The sequence below is a fragment of the Chryseobacterium sp. Marseille-Q3244 genome (assembly GCF_940807095.1).
Taxonomy (GTDB): domain Bacteria; phylum Bacteroidota; class Bacteroidia; order Flavobacteriales; family Weeksellaceae; genus Chryseobacterium.
Genome location: NZ_CALNWX010000002.1, coordinates 270,587 through 295,678 on the forward strand (window position 1 = coordinate 270,587; position 25,092 = coordinate 295,678).

At 37.4% G+C, this 25,092-nt stretch carries 20 protein-coding genes; 19 read left to right on the forward strand and 1 reads right to left on the reverse strand.

What is annotated here, in order from left to right:
* Nucleotides 1-52: 52 nt before the first annotated feature.
* The gene (ligA, locus tag NBX25_RS04325) at nucleotides 53-2,059 is read right to left on the reverse strand and encodes an NAD-dependent DNA ligase LigA (protein WP_250252956.1); all 2,007 of its coding nucleotides are present in this window, start codon (nucleotides 2,057-2,059) and stop codon (nucleotides 53-55) included.
* Between the two features lie 240 nt (nucleotides 2,060-2,299).
* On the opposite strand from ligA, the gene NBX25_RS04330 reads away from it, so the two are divergent.
* The 19 genes from NBX25_RS04330 (at nucleotide 2,300) to NBX25_RS04420 (ending at nucleotide 25,031) form a co-directional block, all read left to right on the forward strand.
* Nucleotides 2,300-5,395, forward strand: coding sequence for a TonB-dependent receptor (locus NBX25_RS04330; protein ID WP_250252957.1), 3,096 nt, complete (start codon nucleotides 2,300-2,302; stop codon nucleotides 5,393-5,395).
* 172 nt (nucleotides 5,396-5,567) lie between these two features.
* Nucleotides 5,568-6,314, forward strand: coding sequence for a glycerophosphodiester phosphodiesterase family protein (locus NBX25_RS04335; protein ID WP_250252958.1), 747 nt, complete (start codon nucleotides 5,568-5,570; stop codon nucleotides 6,312-6,314).
* Nucleotides 6,315-6,652: 338 nt separating this feature from the next.
* Nucleotides 6,653-9,628: a SusC/RagA family TonB-linked outer membrane protein gene (locus tag NBX25_RS04340; protein ID WP_250252959.1), complete on the forward strand. Its 2,976-nt coding sequence runs from the start codon at nucleotides 6,653-6,655 to the stop codon at nucleotides 9,626-9,628.
* An 11-nt stretch (nucleotides 9,629-9,639) separates the two neighbouring features.
* Nucleotides 9,640-11,091 (forward strand): SusD/RagB family nutrient-binding outer membrane lipoprotein, encoded by a 1,452-nt coding sequence (locus tag NBX25_RS04345; protein WP_123908696.1) that lies wholly within the window; start codon nucleotides 9,640-9,642, stop codon nucleotides 11,089-11,091.
* A 48-nt stretch (nucleotides 11,092-11,139) separates the two neighbouring features.
* Nucleotides 11,140-12,705, forward strand: coding sequence for a calcineurin-like phosphoesterase C-terminal domain-containing protein (locus NBX25_RS04350; protein ID WP_250253066.1), 1,566 nt, complete (start codon nucleotides 11,140-11,142; stop codon nucleotides 12,703-12,705).
* Between the two features lie 368 nt (nucleotides 12,706-13,073).
* Entirely contained in the window at nucleotides 13,074-13,787 is a 714-nt protein-coding gene (locus NBX25_RS04355) for a 3-ketoacyl-ACP reductase (protein WP_123859363.1), read from the forward strand.
* Nucleotides 13,788-14,112: 325 nt separating this feature from the next.
* A complete protein-coding gene (gene prmA, locus NBX25_RS04360; protein WP_250252960.1) occupies nucleotides 14,113-14,940 on the forward strand; it encodes a 50S ribosomal protein L11 methyltransferase in 828 nt (275 codons plus the stop codon).
* An 18-nt stretch (nucleotides 14,941-14,958) separates the two neighbouring features.
* Nucleotides 14,959-15,804, forward strand: coding sequence for an SH3 domain-containing protein (locus tag NBX25_RS04365; RefSeq protein ID WP_250252961.1), 846 nt, complete (start codon nucleotides 14,959-14,961; stop codon nucleotides 15,802-15,804).
* Nucleotides 15,805-15,921: 117 nt separating this feature from the next.
* Nucleotides 15,922-16,554, forward strand: a complete 633-nt coding sequence (locus NBX25_RS04370) for an MgtC/SapB family protein (RefSeq protein WP_250252962.1) — start codon at nucleotides 15,922-15,924, stop codon at nucleotides 16,552-16,554.
* Nucleotides 16,555-17,432: 878 nt separating this feature from the next.
* Entirely contained in the window at nucleotides 17,433-18,683 is a 1,251-nt protein-coding gene (locus NBX25_RS04375) for a site-specific integrase (protein ID WP_002979474.1), read from the forward strand.
* A 651-nt stretch (nucleotides 18,684-19,334) separates the two neighbouring features.
* Nucleotides 19,335-19,727, forward strand: a complete 393-nt coding sequence (locus NBX25_RS04380) for a single-stranded DNA-binding protein (protein WP_061084778.1) — start codon at nucleotides 19,335-19,337, stop codon at nucleotides 19,725-19,727.
* Nucleotides 19,728-19,772: 45 nt separating this feature from the next.
* Nucleotides 19,773-20,846 (forward strand): DUF932 domain-containing protein, encoded by a 1,074-nt coding sequence (locus tag NBX25_RS04385; RefSeq protein WP_061084779.1) that lies wholly within the window; start codon nucleotides 19,773-19,775, stop codon nucleotides 20,844-20,846.
* Between the two features lie 52 nt (nucleotides 20,847-20,898).
* Nucleotides 20,899-21,093, forward strand: coding sequence for a hypothetical protein (locus NBX25_RS04390; RefSeq protein WP_024564693.1), 195 nt, complete (start codon nucleotides 20,899-20,901; stop codon nucleotides 21,091-21,093).
* A 26-nt stretch (nucleotides 21,094-21,119) separates the two neighbouring features.
* Nucleotides 21,120-21,458, forward strand: a complete 339-nt coding sequence (locus tag NBX25_RS04395; protein ID WP_024564692.1) for a hypothetical protein — start codon at nucleotides 21,120-21,122, stop codon at nucleotides 21,456-21,458.
* A gap of 24 nt (nucleotides 21,459-21,482) precedes the next feature.
* Nucleotides 21,483-22,091: a PRTRC system protein E gene (locus NBX25_RS04400; RefSeq protein WP_024564691.1), complete on the forward strand. Its 609-nt coding sequence runs from the start codon at nucleotides 21,483-21,485 to the stop codon at nucleotides 22,089-22,091.
* 17 nt (nucleotides 22,092-22,108) lie between these two features.
* Entirely contained in the window at nucleotides 22,109-22,327 is a 219-nt protein-coding gene (locus NBX25_RS04405) for a PRTRC system protein C (RefSeq protein WP_024564690.1), read from the forward strand.
* A gap of 18 nt (nucleotides 22,328-22,345) precedes the next feature.
* Nucleotides 22,346-23,509 carry a hypothetical protein gene (locus NBX25_RS04410; RefSeq protein WP_024564689.1) on the forward strand — a complete coding sequence of 388 codons (1,164 nt, stop codon included), beginning with the start codon at nucleotides 22,346-22,348 and terminating at the stop codon, nucleotides 23,507-23,509.
* Entirely contained in the window at nucleotides 23,506-24,228 is a 723-nt protein-coding gene (locus tag NBX25_RS04415) for a PRTRC system protein B (protein ID WP_024564688.1), read from the forward strand. Before NBX25_RS04410 ends, NBX25_RS04415 begins: the two co-directional genes overlap by 4 nt.
* On the forward strand, nucleotides 24,225-25,031 hold the full coding sequence (locus NBX25_RS04420; protein ID WP_024564687.1) for a PRTRC system ThiF family protein: 807 nt from the start codon (nucleotides 24,225-24,227) through the stop codon (nucleotides 25,029-25,031). Before NBX25_RS04415 ends, NBX25_RS04420 begins: the two co-directional genes overlap by 4 nt.
* Nucleotides 25,032-25,092 lie beyond the last annotated feature (61 nt).

Below are 25,092 nucleotides of genomic sequence, written 5' to 3' on the forward strand. Positions count from 1 at the left end.
GATAATATCTTAATGGTTTATTTAATAATTATTTAAAAATGCTTTTATTCCTTTATTGTTTCTCAATCAGATCCAAAAACTGTTGCTCATCCAGAATTTCAATCGTTCCGATATCCTGAGCTTTCTTCAGTTTACTTCCTGCCTTTTCTCCTACTACAAGATAGTTGAGGTTTTTAGAAACTGCAGAAATATTCTTTCCACCGTGTTTCTCTACCATTTCCTCAGCAGCTTCTCTGGTGAATAGAGATAATTTCCCAGTGAAAAGAAATGCTTTTCCTTCCAGAACGTTGGATAAAACTTCATTCGTACTTTCTCCTTTTTCAAGCTGTACCCCGTAAGATTTTAACCGCTCAATCATCAGTATGTTTTCGGAATTCTGGAAAAACTCAACGATGCTTACTGCAATTTTAGCCCCGATATCTTCTACCTGGCAAAGTTCTTCTACAGAAGCATTCTTTAATTCTTCAATGGTTGGGAAGTTTTTTACCAGTTTTTTTGCAACTGTTTCTCCTACATGCTTGATCCCGATTCCATACAATACTTTTTCAAATGAAATCTCTTTTGACTTTTCAATTCCTGTGATGATATTCTGAGCAGATTTCTCCGCCATTCTTTCCAGTGGAAGAAGCTGTTCTTTGGTTAACACATAAAAATCAGCAGGATTTTCAATCAATTTTTCCCTGTAAAGCTGTTCGATCGTTTCACTTCCAAGATTATCAATGTTCAAAGCTTTTCTTGAAACATAATGAATCATTCTTCCTACTACCTGTGGTGGGCAGTGAAGTTCATTCGGACAGAAATGGATCGCCTGGTCTTCAATTTTTATCAGCTCAGTTCCACATTCCGGACAATGTTTGATATATTCTATTTCTCTGCTCTCTTCGGTTCTTTTGTCTGTATTTACTCCAACAATCTTTGGAATAATTTCACCTCCTTTTTCTACATAGACAAAATCATTCTCATGAAGATCAAGCTTTTTGATGATATCTTCATTATGTAAGGATGCTCTTTTTACAATAGTTCCGGCCAATAAAACCGGTTTTAAGTTGGCAACAGGAGTAATAGCTCCGGTTCTTCCTACCTGGTAAGAGACACTTTGAAGTTCAGTTTCTACCTTTTCAGCCTTAAATTTATAAGCCATAGCCCAACGTGGAGATTTAGCCGTGTATCCAAGCTGTCTTTGCTGCTGTACAGAATTTACTTTTAGTACAATTCCATCAATTTCGAATGGCAGGTTGTGACGTTCCGTATCCCAGAATGTGATAAACTCTTTTACCTCATCCAATGTTTTACAAAGCTTTGCCTGTTGGGAGGTCTTGAATCCCCAGCCTTGTGCCTTTTGTAGCAATTCCCAGTGTGTTTCAGCAGGAATATCTTCAGAAATGAATTGGTATAATACGGAAGAAAGTGAACGTTTTCTTACCTCTGCACTGTCTTGCATTTTCAAACTTCCACTTGCCGTATTTCTAGGGTTCATGAATGGGTCCAGTCCCTCTTCTTCGCGAAGTTTATTAAGCTTGTCAAAGTTCTTTCTCGTTAAATAAATTTCACCACGCATAAAGAATTGCGAAGGGAAATCACCTTTTAACGTTAAGGGAATATCAGAAATGGTACGGACATTCGGCGTAATTTCGTCTCCCTGGAAACCATCACCACGGGTTACCGCCTGAGTAAGTTTTCCGTTTTCATAAAGAATAGAGATCGAGGCTCCGTCATACTTCAATTCGGCCACAAATTCTACAGGCCCATCTATAGTTTTGATAATTCTTTTCTCCCAGTCTTCAAGATCATCAAAGTCATAAGAATTATCCAAAGAATACATTCTGAATTTATGCTGAATCGTTGGGAATACCTTTGTAATACCACCACCTACACGCATGGTAGGAGAGTTTTCATCATAAAACTCAGGGTGCTTGGCTTCCAGATCCTGAAGTTCCTCCAATAACATATCAAATTCGTAATCTGTAACGGTAGGAGTATCCAGAAGGTAGTAGCTTTCGTTATGCTGGTGCAGCTCTTTGCGGAGCTGTTCTATTTTTTGTTGAATGTTTTCAGACATCGGGTTTATATCTTTTGAGCAAAAATAACTAAAGTAATCTCATTTAAAAAATAAGAGAATTAAATATTACAGGAAAATTAATAATCTGTAACATGCTTTAACCAACTGGCTCTGTAGAAAATAAAACAGATGTTTAAAGTAATTTAACATATCGTTTCAGTTTAATTAAAAAAATGTTAAAACTCCCTTAAACAGATGCCTCTCAAAGTAAAAATACCTTTGCACATCTAATTTGAAGACATGAGAAAAGTAAAGATTGTACTGGGGTTATTGTTTTTAGGACTTGGAACTATAGCGTATGCACAGACTACGCAGGCATCCATCGTAGGAAAAGTGACCGGGCCGGGAAGTGCGGCTCAGGAAAAAGTGAAAGTAACCATCGTTAATGAATCCACAGGTTTCAGGACGGAAACGGAAACGAACTCAAAAGGAGAGTATATCTTTAAAGAAATTCCTTTGGGAGGGCCTTATACGGTGATCGTAAATGATGATAAAAGAGAAGGTTACAATGTCAACTTCGGAGATCAGGTAACGGTGAACATGGATTTGGGTAATGAAAAACATATTGAAGAAGTAAAGATTACCGGAAACCTGAAAAACAAAATCGGAAACCTGGGAGCTGCTACAGCTATTTCTGCGAAGAACATCGGTATCTTGCCAGTAAACGGACGAAACTTTACCAATCTTACAGAGTTATCTCCTTTAAGTGGAAAAGGAGGAAACCTTTCCGGGCAGCTGGGATCTTCTACCAACTTTACCATTGATGGAATGACAGCTAAAAACCCAACTTCTGCAGGATCTACTACCAGCCGAAGTGGTGCCCCTTTCTCTATCTCCATTGAAGCTGTACGTGAATTTAAAATTACCACCAACCAATACGATGTGACCTTGGGGAGAAGTGGTGGTGGAACGGTAAGTGCCGTTACCAAATCCGGTACGAATAAATTTTCCGGAAGTGCCTGGGAATACCTAAGAACTAACTGGCTTTCTAGTCCCTATGACATCAGAGGAAATAAAAGACAGAATGATTTTTCTACTTCTCAGTTCGGATTCTCTTTAGGGGGACCGATTATCAAAAATAAACTTCACTTCTTTGCAGCATGGGATCACCAGCTGGATTCAAGACCTTTGATTATTGCAGATATCAGGTCTAAAGATGATGAAAAGAGATTCAACACCACAACAGAAACGCTTAATAAATTTTTAGACATTGCAAGGGCTAAATATGGAGTGGGAAATACTCCACAGTTCGGAAGCTTTGACAAAGTAAGAAACTCTGATGCTGCGTTTCTACGTTTAGACTGGCAGATTAATGAGAAGCATTTGTTGACTTTAAGAAACAATTTTACTTACGACCTGAATAAAAATGGACTTGGTGATAATACCAGTATCAATTTCTTTGAATCTTATGGGAATGATAAAAACCTTGACAACAGTTTATTATTGACTTTAAGATCAAATTTAAAGCCTAATTTAACTAATGAATTAAAGGCTCAGTATTTATATACTTTCCAGGATAGTTATCAGAATGATGAATTAGGAAGACCTGTACCAAGAGCGATTGTTGAAGGAGTAGCATCAAGTGCAGGATCTACGAATATCCAGATCGGTGGACATCGTTTTGCCCAGGAAAGCTTCAGAAATAATGTGTTTCAGATTGTAGATAACTTATACTACAATACGGATAAAGTAAAATATACTTTCGGTGCTGATTTAATGTATACCACTTCAAAATCTGTTTACGGAAGTGAGGTCAACGGAAGATTCCATTTTAAGGATGATCCGGATAAAAAAATAAGCAGTCTTGATAATTTTGATAATCTTAAACCTTACAGATTTTATAGAGAAGTCCCTTTAATGGATGATCCGTCAGTAAGGTCTAATATCTGGAATATCGGTGTTTACGGACAATTCCAGACTAAAATTGCAAAAGGTTTAGATTTGATGGCTGGTTTGAGATTAGATTATGGAGGGTATCCAAAAGCAGAACTCAATCAAAAATTGCTTGATGAAATGGGGATCAGAACGGATAATAAAATCAAATCTTTCGTCATTCAGCCAAGATTTCAGTTTGAATGGAATATCAATGAGCAGAATAAAGACTTCTTAAAATTCGGAGCAGGGGTATTCTCTTCAGATATCAACAATTATATGATTATCAATAATCTGGTATTTGACGGAAAACATCTGGCTACAGTAGATGTAGATCCTGCAACGGCTGGACTGACACCGGATTTTAACAGTTATAGAAATAATTACGCCTCTGTTCCTACGCTTGCTAAGGATCAGGTTCCAACCATCAACTATACCGGGAAAGATGCTAAAATCCCAATTGTTTACAAAGCGAACATCTCTTATACCCACTTCTTTAATGATAGATTCAGAGCAGGATTGGCAGCCTATATGGCTTTGGGTAGAAATAACTACTATTACTACGACAGAAACATGGTAGCTAATCCATTCTTTACATTGGATAATGAAGGAGGAAGAGGAGTGTATGTTCCTACCTCTGCAATAGACGGCGCAAAAATTGACTGGAAAAAAGGAAGAATCAACAATAATTTCGGTAGAGTATTGGAGCTGGTGAGTGATGGTAAAGTCAATCAGTTTTCATTTGTAGTAGATACCAGTTATCGTTATTGGAAAGATGGGGAAATTACAGCAAGTTATACCTGGTCTGATATTAAAGACAATACATCATACAACGGAAACGTAGCGAATTCTGCAACGCTATCTACAATGGTTCAGGGAGATCCTAGAGATTTGAGAATGACATATTCAGATAACCAGTTCCGTAATAAAGTGGTTATTTATGGTAACTCACCTACTGTTGCAGGATTTACACTAGGAATCAGGTATTCAGGAATTGGAGGAACACGTTTCTCTATGACAGCAGGAGGAAATATTAATGGAGATTTTGTAGATAGCAATGATCTTGCTTATATCTTCCCGAATATTGCCCAATCTATTATTGATGATCCTAATGTAGGAAAAGCATTGAAAGATTATGTGAGTGAATACAATGGTAAAATTGCAGAACGTAACGGCGGTAAGAACGGATTCTATGGAGTTTGGGATCTGCGTATAGCCAAGAAAATAAAATTTGATAAAATTGGTGCATTTGAACTTTCTGTAGACATTTTCAATGTTGCCAACCTGCTTAATAAAGAATGGGGTGTCAATGAATCCTATGGAAATACCTCTATGTACAAAATTAAAAGCTTTGATCCGGTTACCAAAAGATTTGAATATACAAAAAATGTGAGTGGTAACGGATTAGCACCTTTGTCAGGAAATCCATATCAGATTCAGATTGGAGCGAAGTATAGTTTTTAAGAAATTATAAAATAATAGTTGGTTGCCACAAAAGACAGGATTTTTAAGAAAGGTATTCTAAAAATACAAGATTAAGACCTTTCTTTTGTGGTTTTATATTTCTCAATAAGTCCTATAATAATTACCTTTATCAAAAGTTTCAGGACTTTGTTTTAATTATCTAAATTATATTATGAAAAATTTTATCTTAGGGTTAGCAGTTTTAAGTACAGTTTTAATGAAAGCACAAACCCAGATCATTGCCCATAGAGGATATTTCCAGGCTCAGCCTTCTACAACGGAAAATTCTATTACATCGTTAGAAAATGCACAGAAATTAAAAGTTTACGGTTCCGAATTTGATGTGAGAATGACAAAAGACGGAGTATTGGTCATCAATCATGATGAGCATCACGGTAAAATGGAAATCTCTGAAACATCATTCAAAGAATTAGAAGCTTTAAAATTATCAAACGGGGAGAAGTTTCCAACTTTAAAGGATTATTTAAAGCAAGGGAAAAAAGATACTTCCGTAAAACTGATTGTAGAGATCAAACCGGCTAAAACGCCTGAGATTGAAAATGAGATCACACAAAAGACAATCAAGATGATTAAGGATATGAAGCTGGAATCTCAAAGTGAATTTATTTCTTTCAGTCTGAATATCTGTAAAGAGATCAAAAAACTGGCACCATCATTTAAAGTTCAGTATCTGAATGGAGAATTGTCACCGGAGCAGATCAAAAAAGAAGGTCTTGACGGGATGGATTATCACTACAGTGTTTTCCAGAAAAATCCAACATGGATTGCTGAAGCAAAAACGTTAGGACTTATCACCAATTCATGGACAGTAAACGATATTGCTGTATATGATGAATTGAAAAAGCAGGGAATCGGTTTTGTAACAACAAACATTCCTGAGCAGCTGAAAAATAAATAACAGTAAGCAAAATAACAACCCATAATTTTCTAAAGTCTGTCCTTTCAAGGGCAGGCTTTTGTTGTATAAAAGTTCTTATTTGTAAGGATCATAAAATCAATGTATTCAATTGTTTGATCTTATATTATCTCAGGGCAAGACAATAAAGATACACAAATAAGCGGAAATTGAAAATAGTGTTAAAAATTCTTAATTTATTAAGTGGTTGTGAGTTAGGGTTTTGCCTAATATTGTTAAGAAATACTTAATATATTATTCAATGAACATTTAATAAACGTTAAAATGTTGTTAAAATCATACTCATAATGTCGTTTTAATTTTGCGCAAACAAAAAGGAAATGCGTAAAGAGACACAAAAGTTGTTGGTTTTGTCGCTGTTAGGATTATTCAGCGCCAATCTGACCGCTCAGCAAAAAGCTAAAAAAGACACTATTAAAGGACTTGACGAAGTAGTTGTGACCGCTTTGGGAATTAAAAGGCATGATAAGTCTTTAGGGTATTCTACCCAGACAGTTACCTCAGAAGAAATTCTAAGAACCCAAAATAATAACTGGGCACAGGCGTTAGAAGGGAAAGTAGCTGGATTAAAGATTCAGACCGCCGGAGCCGGACCTTTGGGTACAAGCCGTATCACCCTTCGTGGAGATATTTCTATGAATATGGGGAATAATGATGCTTTAATTGTGGTGGACGGCGTTCCTTTGAGTGGAAAAAAAACAGGAACCGGCACAGCGGCTTATGGAGCAGGTTCAGGAGGGGATTTACCTATTGATTACGGAGACAGTTTTAATAGCATTAATCCTGATGATATTGAATCTATCTCTATCCTTAAAGGACCTACAGCATCAGCCTTATACGGTTCAAGAGGCTCAAGAGGAGCCATTATGATTACGACCAAATCCGGAAAAAGTAAAAAAGGAAGGGTTCAGGTTGCCTTCAATTCTTATTCAAGTTATGATTCCGTATTGAAATGGCCGGATTATCAATATGAATACGGGCAGGGAACTCAGCAGAGAGATAAAAACGGGAATTATTATTACTCTTATAATCCATCTCCTGATGGGGTGAATACAGGTTCTACCAGTAGTGCTTTCGGACCGAAGTTTGACGGACAATATTATTTTCAATATGATCCCAACCGAGAAGGTCAAAGTTTAGAAAGACAGCTTTGGAGACCTTATAAAAATAATATTAAAGATTTTTGGCAGGTAGGATCTAATTATTCAAATAGCTTATCTGTAGAACATTCCAATGAAACTACAGCTTTCAGGACATCACTCAGTTATCTGAAAAATGAATGGATGATGCCTAATACAGGCATGGACAGATTCAACGTGGCTTTATCCTTAGACCATAAACTAAGCAGCAGACTGAAAATAGGAACTAAGATTAACTTTAGCCAGACGAAAAGTGATAACCTTCCTGCAACGGGATATAACAACCAGTCGATTTCTTATTTCATGATTTTCCAGAATCCAAACGTAGATCTTGCCTGGTACAGACCTATCTGGAAGAAAGGACAGGATCAGGTAGATCAGATTCACCCTTTCAGCTCTTATATCGACAATCCTTATCTGATTGCCTATGAAAACCTGAACGGAACCAATAAGAAAACAATTACCGGGAATATTAATGTCAGCTATCAATTGGCAAAAAACCTGGATGTAGCCTATAAAACAGGTTTGGAATGGAATAATGAACTCCGTACCCAAAGAAGACCATGGAGCTCTGCCAACTATGCGAAAGGATATTACAGGGAACAGTACATCCGATACATGGATCTGAATAATGATGTTTTATTCACCTATAAAAATAAATTCGGTAACATTGGGATAACAGCTTCAGCTGGAGGAAATATCAGGTATCATGAATATACCATGAATGATTACAGAGGAAACGGACTTAACAAAGCAGGGCTTTACCAGCTTTCTAATGCTCTACAGGTAGAATACAAATTGCCAAAGCCTAATGATAATCAGGTAAACAGTGCATATGCATTGGCTAACTTCAGCTATAAAGACATGATTTTCCTGGATGTTACAGCCAGAAATGATTGGAGCAGTACACTTCCTGCTCATAACAGATCATATTTTTATCCTTCTGTATCATCATCTTTTATATTATCTGATATTTTTAAGCTAAAATCAGATAATTTAAACTTCTGGAAACTAAGATTATCATGGTCTAAAGTAGGGAACGATACTTATACTTATATGCTGGACAAGTATTATGAAAATAGCGGTTTCGTTGGGTCTGTAGAATCTCCGCTGCTATATCCAAATCCAAACCTGAAACCGGAAATGATTACCAATATTGAAGGAGGTATGGACTTTACTCTTCTTAAAAACAGGTTGACTTTCAATTTTACAGCGTATCAGAATAACTCTAAAGATCAGTCTATCATTATTCCAATGTTGTATGAAACAGGATATAATAAAAGAATTATCAATGCTGGTGAATTGAGAAACAGAGGAATTGAAATGACTTTAAATGCTTATCCAATCAAGAACAAAAACTTCTCATGGAATGTAAGTGCAAACTGGTCTATGAACCGAAACAAGATCCTTTCCCTTCCGGAAGAATATAACGGAAAACCTTATACCATGGGAAGTATAGGAGGTGTAGTGTTCTATGATGCTATAGTGGGCGGTTCTCTGGGAGATATGTATGGTGCAGGGTTATTGTATTCACCGGACGGTCAGGTTATCTATGATGCAAAAGATGGTTTAACCGCGAAGTCTACCGAAATGAAAAAAATAGGAAATGCTTATCCGAAGTGGAGGGCAGGTCTTCAGAATGAATTCAAATACAAAAATATTACAGTGAGTTTCTCTTTTGACGGTCAGTACAAAGGAATTGCTTACTCTCACTCCCATCACAAGATGTCTGAACAGGGGAAACTTACCCATACCCTTGTGGGAAGAGATAACCCGGGTGGTTTAATCGTTGGCCAGGGAGTGGTTCAGAATCCTGATGGAAGCTTTTCACCTAATACAAAAGGGATTCCTGTTGCTACTTATTATGGAGATTACTACAGAAGAGCAAACGTGGAAACCAATTCATTTGATACTTCATTCCTTAAGTTGAGAGATGCAAGAATCTCTTATTCTTTCCCGAAATCAATTGTTGAGCCTTTAAAGCTTACAGATATTACCCTTGCTGTATTCGGAAGAAATCTTTGGATGTGGACAAAGTTCCCTTTATTCGATCCGGAAGCGGCTACTTTGGATGATTCTACCATTACCCCGGGAGTTGAGATGGGGCAGTTACCTCAGGCAAGAACTATTGGTTTCCAGTTAAATGTTAAATTTTAAAATCAAAAAAAATGAAAAAGTTAATCTATATATCTTCATTTCTTGCTCTTATGGGCAGTACTGTTTCGTGTGACAGAAGTCTTGATGAGATCAATAAAGATACAAGTAGAATTAATGTACCGGTTGCCAGTGCCTTGCTGGTTCCTATTCAGTACAATATGTCTGCAGTAGGGTACAATAGAGCTAATGATCTAACCTTTGATCTTATGCAGGTTTCTTTAGATTTTCCCAATGAAGGAAATTCATTGAGCCGTTACTATTTAACAGAAAAAACTGGAAACGGTTTCTGGGACAATTCTTACCGATGGCTTAAACAGGTGGATGATCTTAAGAAGGCAGCCATTTCTGAAGGTGATAAAAACTACCAGGCTATTTCGATGGTACTGAATGCCTGGATTTACTCTAATCTTACGGATACCTATGGAGATATTCCCTTTTCTGAAGCTTCACAGCTGGATGACAAAATCATGTATCCGAAATTTGACAGACAAAAGGATATTTATATCAAGTTATTGGATGATTTAAAAACAGCAAACTCTCTTTTTGTTGCTAATAAAGCACTTACCGGGGGAGATTTGTTCTTTAAAGCAGATACAGATGCTGCCAACGGAATTCTAGGCTGGAAAAAATTCTGTAATTCTCTTTCTTTGAGATTGTTGATCAGAATCTTGAGTAAGGATGGAGAAGTGAACGTGAAGGCAAGAATTCAGGAGATTATTAGCAATCCAACAACATATCCTATTTTTCAAAGTAATGCAGATGGGGTAAAAGTAGATATAACAGGGATTTTTCCTTTAATGACGCCTATTGCAAGACCTCAGGATTTTACTACAGGTAGAGCTGCTTCAGAATTTTTTGTAGAAACGCTGAAAGCTAATAATGATCCTCGTATGGCTATGTTCTTTTCGCAGGCAAAAGATCCAAACAATAATAATATAGGATATTTAGGAGCACCATCAGGATATAAATTTGGAACTGTATTTAATTACCAGCCATCCAATCTTAATCAAAACCTGGCAAAAGCACCATTGAAAATTTTAGTGTATCCTTATGCAGAACTTCAGTTTACATTATCTGAATTAGCATTCAAAGGAGTGATACAAGGAAGTGCAAAAACCTATTATGAAAACGGAGTAAAAGCGGCTATTGAACAATGGGGAGCTGTAGTTCCGGCCAACTACTTTGATAATCCGGTGGTAGCATTTGGAACTGGAGATATGAAGAAAATTATGCTTCAGAAATATGTCGCTTTATTCTTTGTAGATCAGCAGCAATGGTTTGAAAAAAGGAGAACAGGTTTCCCAGAGCTTCCTAATAACGGAGGTCTTCTTAATGGTGGAAATCTTCCTCAGCGATTAATGTACCCAACGAATACCAGAGTACTGAATAAAGATAACTACCAGGCTGCAGTTCAGCAGATGGGAGGCGATGATATCAATGTAAAAGTTTGGTGGAGTAAATAAGTATAACCAATAAAAAAATAAAAAATGAGTATCAATATAAAACTTTTAATGCCATGCATGCTGGTATCAGCAATGGCTTTTTCCCAGTCTTCTGTTTCAGGATATGTATATGAAGACAGTAACAAGAACCAAAAGAAAGAAAACCGCGAAAAAGGAATTGAAGGAGTAGCAGTTTCCAATGGTATTCAGGTGGTATTAACCGATAAAAATGGACGTTACAGTCTGCCAGTTCAGGAAGATCAGACAATTTTTGTTATCAAACCATCAGGATATCAAACTGCTTTAAACAGCAATAATCTGCCACAGTTCTATTACCATCACAAACCCAAAGGTTCTCCGGCAGATTTTAAATATAAAGGTGTTGCTCCAACAGGTGAACTTCCTAAAGAATTGAATTTCCCACTTTACAAACAGAATGAAAACAAAAACTTTGATATTCTGGTTTTTGGAGATCCACAGCCTTATACAGAAAAAGAATTGGATTATTTTAAAAGAGGAATCGTAAACGAGGTGAAAAATACCAAAAAGAATGCGGTATTAGGAATCAGTTTAGGAGATTTGGTAGGAGATAACCTTAGCCTGCAGAAACCTTATGCTGATGTAATGAAGGAAGTAGGATTGCCTTGGTATAATGTAATGGGGAACCATGACATGAACTATGATGCTAAAGAAGATCAATTTTCAGATGAAACTTTTGAATCCAATTTTGGCCCTGCCAATTACTCATTCAACTACGGAAATGTACACTTCATTATTTTAGATGATATTCTGTATCCTGATCCAAGAGACGGAAAAGGATATTGGGGTGGCTTCCGTGAAGATCAGCTTCAGTTCATCGAAAACGATTTAAAATTGGTAGATAAAAACAAATTGATCGTAGTGTCTTTCCATATTCCGCTGGAGCATAATAACGAAGATAGTTTCAGAAATGCAGACCGTCAGAAATTATTCGATTTCCTGAATCCTTTTCAGAATGTATTGCTTTTGTCAGCTCATACTCATATTCAGCAACAAATTTTCTACGGAAAAAAAGCAGGTTGGAACGGGACCAAAGAACTGCATGAGTATAACGTAGGAACCACTTGCGGAGATTGGTATTCCGGAACGGCTGATGAAGCTGGGCTTCCTACTTCAACCATGAGAGACGGAACTGCAAAAGGCTATTCATTTATCAGTTTCAGTGATAATCAATACAAAGTAAAATATAAGACCGCCGGAAAACCGGATGATTATCAGATCAAATTGTATGTTCCGAAAGTAATTCCGTTCCCGTCAAAAACTTCTGCAAAAGTGTTGGCTAACTTTTTCATGGGAAGCAAAAAAGACAAAGTGGAATACAGAATAGACAATGGCAAATGGGAAGAAATGGAATATGATGAAACTATAGATCCAAATTTTGCTCTTTCCGTTTTTAAATGGGATACTACAGAGAAAATTCTACAGGGAAGAAGACCTTCCAATCCTGAAATGTCAAAACATATCTGGGAAGCAGATTTTCCTAAAAAATTAGCCTTAGGAAAACATAAAGTTGAGGTGAGAGCCGTAGACATGTATGGAAATCAATTCTCAGCTTCAGAAGAATTTGAAGTACAGAATGCCATCCAGATTCCTTAAGCCTTTTCATTTTTTTACTATAATTTTTTTAGATTTATAAACCGGTTCTCTATGAGCCGGTTTTATTTTGGGTTTATGTTGAAGAGTTTAAACCACAAAAGTCCCAAAAGATTATTTTGCTGTTTTAGAATAGTAAAGATTTGTACAATTTTGGATAAAAGTTCACATAAGATAAAATCTATGATTTTATAAAACTTAAGTGTCATAATAACTTCTATTTTGCTTATGTGTTTTAGACTTTTTTGCCTTTAGTAAAACCTAAGTTTTCAATATTCCTCTGAAAACCATTAAAAAACTATTAAATCTCCTTTCTTTCCATTCCATAAAAATGTTCTTTCGTAACTTTGTCTTACGAAAAGTATTACACTATGAATATAAATGGAAAAAATGCCATCGTAACAGGTGGTGGAAGAGGACTAGGAAAAGCTGTAGCACTGGCTTTGGCGAATGAAGGAGTGAACGTTGCCATTACAGGAAGAAATGAAGAAAATCTTAAAAATACAGTTGACGAAATCCAAAAACTAGGAGTAAACTCTGCATATGCAATATTCTCTATTGATGATGAAGCAGCGGTAAAAGCAGGAATTGAAACTTTAGCTGAAAAACTAGGCGGAGTAGATATCCTTGTGAACAATGCGGGAATCGGAGATTTCGGAACTATTGAAGAGATGCCGTCTGAAACTTGGGAGCAGGTGATTAAAACTAATTTATTTGGAGTGTACTATGCTGCTAAAGCAGTTCATCCATTTATGAAAGCTAAAGGAGAAGGAGATATCGTGAATGTTGCTTCTACTGCAGGATTAAAAGGAGGTCCAAATATGTCTGCCTATGCCGCTTCAAAAGCAGCTGTTGTTTCTTTATCTCAATCAATGATGGCAGAATGGAGAAAACAAAACATCCGTGTAATCACATTGACGCCAAGTACGATTGCTTCTGACATGAGTATCCAGGGCGGACTTACAGACGGAAATCCTGACAAAGTATTACAGCCTGAAGATTTCGCAGAATGGGTAAGAGATATCCTGAAAATGAACAGAAGAGCGCTAATTGCTAATGGTTCTATTTTCTCTACCAATCCATAAGAAGTAAAGTTTAAAATTCAAGGGGTTAAAGTTGTCATAAAACAATTCTATCCAATTTTAAATTATACACAAAGAAATTCAATAGAAGCGGACTTAAGTCCGCTTTCTTTATAATGTCAAATTCCAATGGCTTTAGCCAAAACCTAAATAAAAACATGCCCCTTTTTATCTTCGTCATCAGCACAATCTGCAAGAGATAAAAAATCAAGAGAAGAAAGCCTTATTCCAATAAACGTAACCCAAAATCTTTCAGCTTTACCCAAAACTTACCCTTTCCATTTTTTTAACCGTAATAACATTAGTATTTTTGCAGCAAATTATTCACATGCAAAATTATTTAGAATTCAATTTCAAGATTTCTCCATTGCAACCTTGGAACGAGATATTAATGGCAGAGCTTATTGAAATAGGTTTTGACAGCTTTACAGAAGAAATTCACGGAATTTTAGGATATATCCAGACCGATTTATTTAATGAAGATCAGCTTAAAGCACTTCCGATCTTTGAAAATGAAAATGTAAAAATCGAGTACTCTTTTGAAGAAATGCCGAACATCAACTGGAATGAAGAGTGGGAAAAGAACTTTTCACCCATCAATATTGATGATAAAGTACTCATCAGAGCAGAATTCCATGAGTCTGTACCGGGAATGCACGAGATCATTATTCAGCCTAAAATGTCATTCGGAACAGGGCATCATCCTACTACCCACCTGATGATCCAGCAAATGATGGATATTGATTTCAATGGAAAGAAAGTGTTGGATATGGGATGTGGAACTTCTGTATTGGCTATTTACGCTAAACAACAAGGAGCCGGAGATACAAAAGCCATCGATATTGATGAATGGTCTGTAGAAAATTCAAAAGAAAATGCAACAAGAAATAACGTTGAATTGGAAATTGAGCAGGGAACAGCAGATAATCTAGGAAACGAAAATTTCGACATCATTTTAGCCAACATCAACAGAAATATTCTGATCTCACATATTCCAACATATGTGTCTGTGTTGAATGAAGGTGGAAAATTATTGCTTTCAGGACTTTGTTTCTTTGATGTAGATGATATTCTTGAAGTGTGCAAAGAAAGTAGTCTTACCTTAAAAAAACAGCTACAGAGAGAAGAATGGGTAAGCTTACTGCTTGAAAAATAAAAAAACGAAATAACAAACATGAAAACTTTATGGACCGCTTTATTTTTACTGATGATACAACTTTTTGTAGCTCAGGAAAATGGAGTATATGCAGATGGTGTTTTTAATTTTACTGAAAACAAGAATCACAAGATCTTTACAGATTGGACAAGAGTCAGAAAAGAACCAGATGTTAATGCTCAGATGTTGGATTCATTGCAGAGCAATCAGCAGGTTATGATCCTTAAAAAAGAAGAAGCGGTACCGGTTTTACAACTCGGAGAAAGAAGAGCTAATTGGTATAAGATTTCTTACCAAAAAGGAGATGTTACTTCTGAAGGGTATGTTTGGGGAGGTAATTTATGCATAGGGTACCGTAATAAAAACGGCTATGACTTCCTTTTTGGTCTTTCCAAGACTGTAGATAGGAAAATTAAGGACTTGAATGAACCCAATAAGCAGAATATTGCAGGAATAAAAGTAATGGAAGGCAATACGCTGATTGATGAGGTGTATTTTGATACGGGAAAAGGGGAAGAGTTGAGTACAGCTTCTTTTAGTATTGAAAGCAATCATAAGTTGCATGAGGTAGAATTTACATTAAAGGCAATGGTGTCAGGAGAAGCATGTGGCATAGGAACTTATGACCAATACGTTCTTTATAAAGATAAGAAACTTATTGCCCTTCCACAGTTGATGAATATAGGAGATGCCGGAGCTTACTATCATAGTGAAGAATATGTTTTTCCTAATGATAAAGGAGGAATACCTAATGCATTTATCCTGAAAATAGAAGATATGGAAACTGATGATAAGGATCGGGAGAAGAAAAAACGTTCTTCTAAAACTTATCTTTGGAACGGAAGTTCTTATAAGCTTAAATAGATTCTTTTATTTAAAATAAATGAAACCGTTGTCGTTGTACAACGGTTTTTTTGTTCAGAATATTCCTTTCTCAATTGAAAAAAATAAAATACATTTAATGATAAAAAAAACTGAACAATGAATATACTGGATGATGTACTTCCCATTCTTTTCTCTGTAATTGTAGGAGGTATTATCGGGATTGAAAGAGAATATCAATTGAAGTCGGCAGGGCTTCGTACCATGATATTGGTAACCTTGGGGTCCTGTATCTTTACAATGCTTTCTATGAACCTTGGTGAGACGGGGAGTCCGGATCGTATTGCTGCCAATATTATCACCGGAATAGGTTTTGTGGGAGCAGGAGTGATTTTTAAGGAAGATAACCGAGTTTCGGGGCTTACAACGGCTGTTACCATATGGATATGTGCGGCTCTGGGAATGACAATAGGAGCAGGATATTATCAGGAAGCAACAATTGGTTCGCTGGTTGTATTTTTATTGCTAATCATGTTCAAATATATTCAGAATGTAATTGATAGGATCAGTACCCGGTATACTTATCAGATTACACTTTCCTATGAAGATGGCATAATGGAGAAATATGAAAATCTCTTTAAAGAATATGGCTTAAAATCAATCAGAGGAAAGCAGGTGAGGAGTGGAGAAAAATATACAGCGATCTGGCGGGTACAGGGAGCTTCAAGGAACCATGACGTTTGCACGAAAATGCTACTGAATGATCCAATGATAGATGAATTTAAATTTTAAAAATAATTGAGCCTTTACCTAATGTAAGGGCTTTGTTTTGCTTGTAGATATTACAAAATAAAATAGGGCTGGAATACCCAGCCCTACCCAAACATGATTAAGTGTATAGTTTAGCCATAAATGGCTATAAGGAATATTTGCACAAAAAGATTTTTATTGATACTTAACCAATGTTTCCTTAAATAATAATTAAAACTAACTTTTATACCAGCTTCCCGGTAAAAGCTTACCCTGTAAAAATACTACGAATTGAAGTTCATCAGTGGAAAAGTTAAGTTGACTCCGCAAAATAGATCAGTGAAACGGAATTTTTTTGCTGTGAAGCGTATGAGATGATCCGTTCTTATCAACCAACAATTAAAGTCGGTTATTTTTACAGTTTTGTAAATATATATTGAATCGAGTATGCTATGGTTATTTTAAAAGATGCTATAAAAAGCAAAGTAACAATTCTTGAATTTCTCTATGAAGTAGGTTTTAATTCAAAGCTTTTCTTTAATACTGCCTTTAAAAAAATACGGAAAATACATTTTTTTTAATTTTTAATGTGTTGTTTATTAGTGTCTTGTAATTACTCGTACTTGGTTTTGAAAGTATTTGTACTCATTTTTTTATCTAAAAAAGATTAATAAAAAGCAAAGATAGGCAAAACGGTTAACCCCGTTATTATACAATGCTTTATAAAAGTGTAGTCTTTTTTGAGAACTCTCTGTCCGATAGGTTTTGGGCTGGAAAATACAAAGTTAGGTTCCTAAATCGTTACCAATTCAGTCGGTAACTACCCAAATCTAACTGATTATATTTCAGTCTTTTGCACCCCTTTTTACGTTTCCTTGTAACTCAATGTAATTTAATTTTAAACATTAAACATTGTGGTTATGGAACAGACAAAAAGGTCAACGTTTAAATTGCTTTTCTACCTGAAAAAGAACGAACCAAAAAAGAATGGTAATGCTCCGATTATGGCACGTATTACCATTGACGGAGTGCCTAAAACTTTCGGAACAAAGTTAGAAATTAACGCTGATAATTGGGATTTAAAATTCGGTAGAGTTTTAGGCAAAAGTGCAGAAGCATTAAAAGTAAACAAGAAATTAGACAACATTCGAGGTCGTATTGATACGATTTATGAAGATATGCTCAAACACGAGGGCTTTGCCACTTCGCAGAAAGTGAAGCTCTCCTTTTTGGGTGTTGGTGTAATGGACGATGCTATCCTAAAAGTTTTCAACGACCAAAACGAACAATTTAAAAAATTGGTCGAAAAGGAAGAACGTTCAGAGGGTACTTACAATAAGTACATCACAGTTTACAATCATCTTTCCAACTTCATAGAGTTACGGTATCATCGTGACGATATGGCTTTTCGTGAATTGAATAACGATTTTATCCGTGAGTTTGATTTTTACCTCCGCTATGATTTACAGTTAAGCCATAATACTATTTGGGTGTACACAATGCCTGTTTTGGCTTTGGCGGAGTTAGCGATTAAAAAAGGGCTGATACGTGATTATCCTTTTGAGGATTACGAAATCAGTATGGAGGAAACCGACCGAGGTTACATATTGAAAGAGGACGTTGAGAAACTAATGCTTAGTAAGCCTCCGCACAAACGGTATGAAGTTGTAAAAGACCTGTTTATTTTCAGTTGTTTTACAGGGCTTGCGTATGCAGATATTAAGAAATTAAAAAGGAGCAATATACAATCATTCTTTGACGGGCATCAATGGATTATCAGCCGTAGAAAGAAATCAGACGTTGCTTCCAATGTTCGTCTAATGGATATTCCAAAACGTATCATTGAAAAGTATATCGGCACTACCCGTAATGAGTTTATATTCCCTATCCCAACCAATGCGACTTGTAATAAGCACGTCGCTAAGTTGATTGAAAATGCAGAAATTATTACGGAGCAAAAAGTAACTTTCCACACGGCAAGGCATACTTTCGGAACAATGTTTTTGACCGAGGGCGTACCTCTCGAAAGTCTTAGCAAAATGATGGGGCATAAAAATATATCTACTACACAAATTTATGCGAAGATTACCAGCCAAAAAATCAGTAAGGATATGGATTTGGTAACTCCGAAATTTAAAGCAATGGAAGAAGCATTTTTAATGGCTATCTAATTAAATTCATAAACATTTTTTTGAACAGAGCTTAACGGCTCTGTTTTTTTTTGCCTCAATTTTTTATACCCAAAGCACATTTACCACCCTTTCTAATCCCCTCGCAGTAAAAGAGCTTTCGGCTATATCTGAAACAGAAATTTGAAAAACGTCCCTCCGCTCATTCCACTTTTCGACATTTTTAAAATCCCTATCAGCGTGGCTTTGGAAGCCACCTAACTAAAAAAAACATTTATCAATTAAGGGAAATAGAAGTGTTATTTCAATTCAAGACAGACCATCTTCTAATGCAATTTTCTCGGCTTCCACATTTTTTTTATTCAAAGAAGCCTGTATGCACTATTGTCCCATTTCAAGAGCAAAGGTATTTCCGTGTTCTTAACGCCGCCAAAAGGTCAAGCAAGTTTGGAAAAAAATCTCCACCCGTTGGGTAGTATTTGTTTTCCAAAACCTTGTGTCGCCTAAACACGAACCTTTAATGCTCGTGAAACGAAACATAGCATACTCCGGCTCTTTGGACGAATAAAAAAAATGTCAGTTATGAAAATTATAAGCATTGAAAATGGTAATGAAACGAAACAGCACCTCCTCTCATTACCGAATAAATCAAAAAAAATTAAATCAAATATCAATCACTAAAAATCAGAAAAAATGAACATCACAGGCAGACTGACAAGAAATGCGGAAGTAAGCACATTGTCGAACGAAAAACAGGTAGTAAACTTTTCCGTAGCGGTAAATGACGGCTACAAAAACAGACAGGGCGAATGGGTAGAGCAAACGGCTTACTTCGATTGTGCCTATTGGATTAGTGCAAACGTGGCAAGGCTACTGACAAAAGGCACTTTGGTAGAACTCACAGGACGTGTAAGCACAAGAGCGTGGACAGGCAAAGACGGAGAAGCGAGAGCAGGTTTGAATTTCCATACCTCACAAATCAAATTGCACGGCGGAGGAAACAGAGCCGAAACCGTACTGGCTACTGCACAATATGAAAACAACGGATTTACAGCAGAGGGAACAGAGGACGACCTACCATTCTAAAAATAAGTATTCAATCAATTTTTTAAACATCAAAATTTTATCAAAATGGCACACAATCTAAATTTCAACGAGAGAACAGGAAAGTACAGTTTCTTTACAGTACAGCAAAAAGCGTGGCACGGTTTGGGGCAACTCGTAGAGCAATATCCGACAAGCGAGGAAGCAATCAAACACGCAGGGTTAGATTACGAAGTTGTAAAATCCCCACTATTTACCAAAGGTTCGGGATTTATTGAAACTGCACAGGGTATTGAGTTAGGCAGTACCGAATTGGAAGTACCTAACTATTTCGCCAACATTCGCACCGATAATAATGCAGTATTGGGCGTAGTCGGGAAAGATTACCATATCGTACAAAACCGTGAAGCGTTCAATTTCTTTGATGCTATCGTAGGCGGTGGGGACGGTATTTTATACGAAACCGCAGGAGCATTGGGCAAGGGAGAGCGCATTTTTATCACAGCCAAATTGCCTGACTATATCCGTGTAGGTAATGGCGATGATGTTACAGAAAAATACATCTTCCTAACCACAAGCCACGACGGAAGCGGAAGTATTACCGCAGCGTTTACGCCTATCCGTATCGTATGCCAAAATACCTTAAACGCAAGTTTGCGGAATATGACAAATGTAGTGCGTATCAAACATACTTCGGGAGCAAAACAACGTATCGAGAACGCCCACAAGATTATGGGATTAGCCAACACGTTGAGCGACCAATTACAGGGCATTTTCAACGATTGGGCAAAGGTCAGAGTATCAGACCGAGAAGTTAAAAAGTTGATACAGTTGGCACTTTGCCCAAATAAAGAAACCCTTGATTTACTCAAAAAAGGTGCGGAAGATGAAGTTTCCACCGTGTTCAAAAACACCGTAGATGACGCATTTGGCTACGCAATGATGAGCGACACACAGCAAATGGACACTACAAAGGGAACACTGTTCGGAGCGTACAATGCGGTTACAGGCTACTTTCAGAATGTTCGTAATTACAAGGACAACGAAGCCAAATTACAGAGTATCGTAATGGGTGGAACGGCTCAACTGAAATCGCAAAAGGCATTTGAATACTGTACCGCCTTTGCTTTGGACGGTGCGGAAATCCTAAACCTTAATTAAATAACAACAGGCTACCGCCTTAATCGGTGGTAGCCTTTTAAAAACAAGCGATATGAAAGCGACAACAATAGAAGAAGCGAAAAAGTTGGCAAAGGCACAGAGCCTTGAACAGAAACACAAAGACGAAAGCATATTTATTATTTACTGCAATCGTACAGAGTATTTCTATATAGACACAGATGGTTTAGTACGCCTTTGGGAAAAGTCATTTGGCTACTATGTAAACGGAGTTTATACCAAAGAATAAACGCATAACATTTAAAAGCAGTTACAATGGAAACGAAAGCAATAGCAACAAAATTTATCAGCCACGAGATACCCGAATTGGAAACGCTGAAAACCGCAAAGGTTTACCAATTAAGGGAAAAACTGAACAAGGGCGAGAAGTTGAGCCGAGCCGATAAAAATTGGATTGCAAGAGAAGTAAACTACAATGGTTTTTTCCGCACAGCTATTCCGCTAATGGGTTATCGGTTTGGTTTTGAGGATATTCTAAAAACCTATATAGTGAAGCAGTACGGAAGTTGGCACGAATACAATGCACCCGACAAAACGAGCCTACGCAGTTTCATTTATGGCAGGATAGACGAGATAGCAGAAATAAGGAATTAACGAACACATTAAAATTTCAGAACAATGAACACAAATTTTTTCAATCAGATAGCACAGTTGGATTTTACAGGCAATTTACAACTGACAATAACCAAAGGCACGGAAAACAACCTAATTGTAACTGTATTGCTCAACAATGAGCAATGCAGAGATGGTGCAAAAAATCTCATTCCCCCTTTGACATTCAACGCCACACCGCAGGAGTTTGACGAGGGATTTTTCGAGCAGATTAAAAAACCTGTTCAGACTATTTCGGGCGTAATGGTAGATATGGAAGCCTTTATGAAGCAAATGGAAATAGTCAAACTACAATCCGAAGCGGAAAAGCAGAAAGCCGAGAAACTCAAAAAGGAAAAAGAAGCCAAAGACAAGAAGTACAAAGACGGTATGGCAAAGGCGGACGAGTTGGAAAAAGAGGGCAAATTCCGTGAAGCGTGGATAAAAGTACCCGACATTACCGAGTTTCCCGAAAAAGCGGACGAGATACGCAAACGCAAATCTTCACTATCTGCAAAGTTCGCTACACCCGACCTATTCGTAACAATGGGAGCAACAGAAGAAGCACCGACACAAGCGGAAGAAGTTACAGCAGATTACCCCATTGAAGAAACAGACGAAGCAGAACAGTATTAACCCAAAAATCAAAAGTTATGTTATTAGCAACAGTATTACCGAGAGTTTTTATACTCAAAGATAAAGGACAGGACATCAGACTAACCGACCCCGAAGCACGGTGGAGCGTGGAAGCTGTAATGAATTATTACGCCAATATGTACCCGATACTGACTACCGCAAAGGTATCAGCACCGAAGATAAAAGACGATGCAGTTGAATATCGTTTTGAGAGCGTAATGGGTACGAAAGGATAATTTAAAACCGTAAAAACAATGAACTATGCAACGCAACAAAATAGCGGGAACAATCAGCATTCCCGAACAGCAACGGCAACGACAGTTGCACCAACAGTTAGGCGAGTTCGCCCAATGGATGCAAAGACCAAAAGACGCAGACCAAGTCCGGAAAGACAAACGGAAATCCGTACCGATAGCAATGCTACCAATGGTTTTTTAAAGTGTACGTTTCTGCCTAAACTGAAAACGGCACAATCCGTACAGGCTTGTCAGAAAACGGAAAGGGATTTTTATAATTCCCTTTCCAGACTTGCCGAGCATTACAGCATTGAGCCTATGCAGACCCGACAGGATTACGCCTTTCCCTACAATATTGTATTGGCTATGTGGGATATGAACACCCAACAGAAGCGGACAAATATAAATTGGGACGGTTTTAAATTGGTACAGGACAGCAGGAAAACCTATTTTGTAACTGACGAACGGTTTAAAACCAATACAACGCTTTTCTATATTCCCGTTGTACCGCTTTTCAGAATGTTGCAGGACAAACAGCGAAAGCAATCGGCAAAGCTACTTTTATCAGTATGCAGTTACTTATACCATTTTGCCCGAATACCATATTACAGGGACGAAAACACCTATCTGTATGAGTTGTATGAGATGTATAAGGATTGGGCAGAATACGGAGAAGCAGAAGAAAGCGAGTGCAACAAAAAAGAGATTGAACAATCCGAAATGATTGGCGACAAAATAGAATTGGAAATATCTGACCGTACTAATTTAGAAGCATTTGAACAGCGTTTGAGCCAATTTAAAAGCCTTGATACATTCGACAAAGAATGTTGGCATATTGCGTGTAATGCCTTTGCCCTATACACGGAATACCCGAACGCAAGTATTTTCAGAAATGCACCAATGCCCGAACAAGACCCATACGATGACGACAGTATCGAATACGTTGGAATGGAAAGGTACATTTCATTCGTGGCAGATACCAAAGGTTGGTTATTTGATAGCCTTGTTGAAAGCATCAATTCAGACTTTAACGAGTTGGGAGCATTGGAAGAACCAAGTATTACCAAAGTCTTTGACGGCAAGAAAATAACAGCAGGAAACCTTGATTTTGAAAACCGTTTGTTTGACCTATTGGACGACCTCAAAATACTATTGCGAAACTATAAAACAACAGAAGAATGAACAATTTAACTGACATAACCGCAAATTTCGGAACGCTTTATTTTCCAAAATCGGCATTGGTTTTTTACCAAAACAAAGGCACGGACAAAGAAACCTATGTAGAGCATTTCGATATGGATAAGGACGGCAACCCAATCAACGCCCACCCCTTGACCGTAAGAGAAGCCAATATTTTGTCGAAGTGTTTACAGACCGATGAAGATAAGAACACGGCATTTTTAAAACCAAAGGGAATTTTGCCTACAAATATCCTGCATATCAATCCGAGCGACAACGGCACAGTGCTATGGCACACCAAAGCAAAGAAACAGCAACTTTATTTCGTGGACGATTTGGGCATACCCAACGGAACGGCACAAGTTCCTGCAATGCTTTGGTTAGCGAGTAAAAGCAGTCTTTCCGTATTTGCTTTGGCAAACAACAGGCGACCAACCGAAAAAACGCCTTTGCATTACGCCCCATTTTTCAACATCTACGAAAAGGGCAACGTATGTATGGGGACAGTCAGTATTGACATTAAAAATTCGGCTTCGGTTGAGGAATTTATACAGGCGTGGGAACACTATTTTTTCAATTCCTATTTCAGTCATTCATTATGCAGTAATTTGACAAAACGAAACATTGTAAGCCTTTGGAAAGACCTCGTTAATACAGATAAACCCTTTCCCACAGAAGCATTAAAAAAGAATAATAAAACCCTTAAAAATCTATTCCGATGAACAGCGAAAAAACAAAAGTACATTTCACAGATAACTATCTGTTAAACCCAACTAACCCGATTACGGTAAACCTTATCGGAGCAGGTGGCACAGGCTCAAAAGTTCTGACAGCCTTGTTAGAGACAAATGAAAGTTTGACGGCTTTGGAACACGCAGGACTTTCCGTAAGGTTGTGGGACGATGATATTATCACGACCGCCAATTTAGGCAGACAGCGGTTTTTTGAAAGCGAAACAGGATTGTACAAATCCGTTGCTTTAATCAATCGTGTAAACCGTTGTATCGGTACAAATTGGAAAGCCGAAAGCCGAAAATTTGAAAGGGATAATTTCGGAATGATACCCGAAGAAGCACAGGCAACCATTACCATTACTTGCGTGGATAACGTACAGGCACGTTTTGGAGTTGCTGAAATTTTGAACGTATTGGGCAACCGTAAAAATTACCGAGATACCCCAAAATATTGGTTGGACTTTGGGAACAACAGGAACACAGGTCAAGTCTTACTATCTACTATCGGAGAGATTAAACAACCCGATACGCAAAAATACGAAGCGGTGGCAAGTCTGCCATTTGTTACCGAAGAATTTGGAGAATTGCTGAAGCAATCCGAAGAACAGGACGACACGCCAAGTTGTTCACTTGCCGAAGCATTGCAAAAGCAGGATTTATTTATCAATAGTTCATTGGCTCAAATGGGTTGTTCCTTACTTTGGGATTTATTTCGCTACGGAATGACGGAATACAGGGGATTTTTCCACAATCTGAAAGACTACCGTACCCAACCGATAAAAGTCGGTTAAAGTCCGAAAAATCGGGCAAAAATGCAATTCCTCGCTTCGGTCGGAAACGCATTTTTGCGTT

Excerpts from the sequence above, each read along its gene's own strand:
- NBX25_RS04375 (WP_002979474.1), top strand. The coding sequence starts at position 17,433 with ATGGAACAGACAAAAAGGTCAACGTTTAAATTGCTTTTCTACCTGAAA.
- ligA (WP_250252956.1), bottom strand. The coding sequence starts at position 2,059 with ATGTCTGAAAACATTCAACAAAAAATAGAACAGCTCCGCAAAGAGCTG.
- NBX25_RS04335 (WP_250252958.1), top strand. The coding sequence starts at position 5,568 with ATGAAAAATTTTATCTTAGGGTTAGCAGTTTTAAGTACAGTTTTAATG.
- prmA (WP_250252960.1), top strand. The coding sequence starts at position 14,113 with ATGCAAAATTATTTAGAATTCAATTTCAAGATTTCTCCATTGCAACCT.
- NBX25_RS04345 (WP_123908696.1), top strand. The coding sequence starts at position 9,640 with ATGAAAAAGTTAATCTATATATCTTCATTTCTTGCTCTTATGGGCAGT.
- NBX25_RS04340 (WP_250252959.1), top strand. The coding sequence starts at position 6,653 with ATGCGTAAAGAGACACAAAAGTTGTTGGTTTTGTCGCTGTTAGGATTA.
- NBX25_RS04330 (WP_250252957.1), top strand. The coding sequence starts at position 2,300 with ATGAGAAAAGTAAAGATTGTACTGGGGTTATTGTTTTTAGGACTTGGA.
- NBX25_RS04350 (WP_250253066.1), top strand. The coding sequence starts at position 11,140 with ATGCCATGCATGCTGGTATCAGCAATGGCTTTTTCCCAGTCTTCTGTT.
- NBX25_RS04390 (WP_024564693.1), top strand. The coding sequence starts at position 20,899 with ATGAAAGCGACAACAATAGAAGAAGCGAAAAAGTTGGCAAAGGCACAG.
- NBX25_RS04420 (WP_024564687.1), top strand. The coding sequence starts at position 24,225 with ATGAACAGCGAAAAAACAAAAGTACATTTCACAGATAACTATCTGTTA.
- NBX25_RS04395 (WP_024564692.1), top strand. The coding sequence starts at position 21,120 with ATGGAAACGAAAGCAATAGCAACAAAATTTATCAGCCACGAGATACCC.
- NBX25_RS04385 (WP_061084779.1), top strand. The coding sequence starts at position 19,773 with ATGGCACACAATCTAAATTTCAACGAGAGAACAGGAAAGTACAGTTTC.
- NBX25_RS04405 (WP_024564690.1), top strand. The coding sequence starts at position 22,109 with ATGTTATTAGCAACAGTATTACCGAGAGTTTTTATACTCAAAGATAAA.
- NBX25_RS04415 (WP_024564688.1), top strand. The coding sequence starts at position 23,506 with ATGAACAATTTAACTGACATAACCGCAAATTTCGGAACGCTTTATTTT.
- NBX25_RS04410 (WP_024564689.1), top strand. The coding sequence starts at position 22,346 with ATGAACTATGCAACGCAACAAAATAGCGGGAACAATCAGCATTCCCGA.
- NBX25_RS04355 (WP_123859363.1), top strand. The coding sequence starts at position 13,074 with ATGAATATAAATGGAAAAAATGCCATCGTAACAGGTGGTGGAAGAGGA.
- NBX25_RS04370 (WP_250252962.1), top strand. The coding sequence starts at position 15,922 with ATGAATATACTGGATGATGTACTTCCCATTCTTTTCTCTGTAATTGTA.
- NBX25_RS04380 (WP_061084778.1), top strand. The coding sequence starts at position 19,335 with ATGAACATCACAGGCAGACTGACAAGAAATGCGGAAGTAAGCACATTG.
- NBX25_RS04400 (WP_024564691.1), top strand. The coding sequence starts at position 21,483 with ATGAACACAAATTTTTTCAATCAGATAGCACAGTTGGATTTTACAGGC.
- NBX25_RS04365 (WP_250252961.1), top strand. The coding sequence starts at position 14,959 with ATGAAAACTTTATGGACCGCTTTATTTTTACTGATGATACAACTTTTT.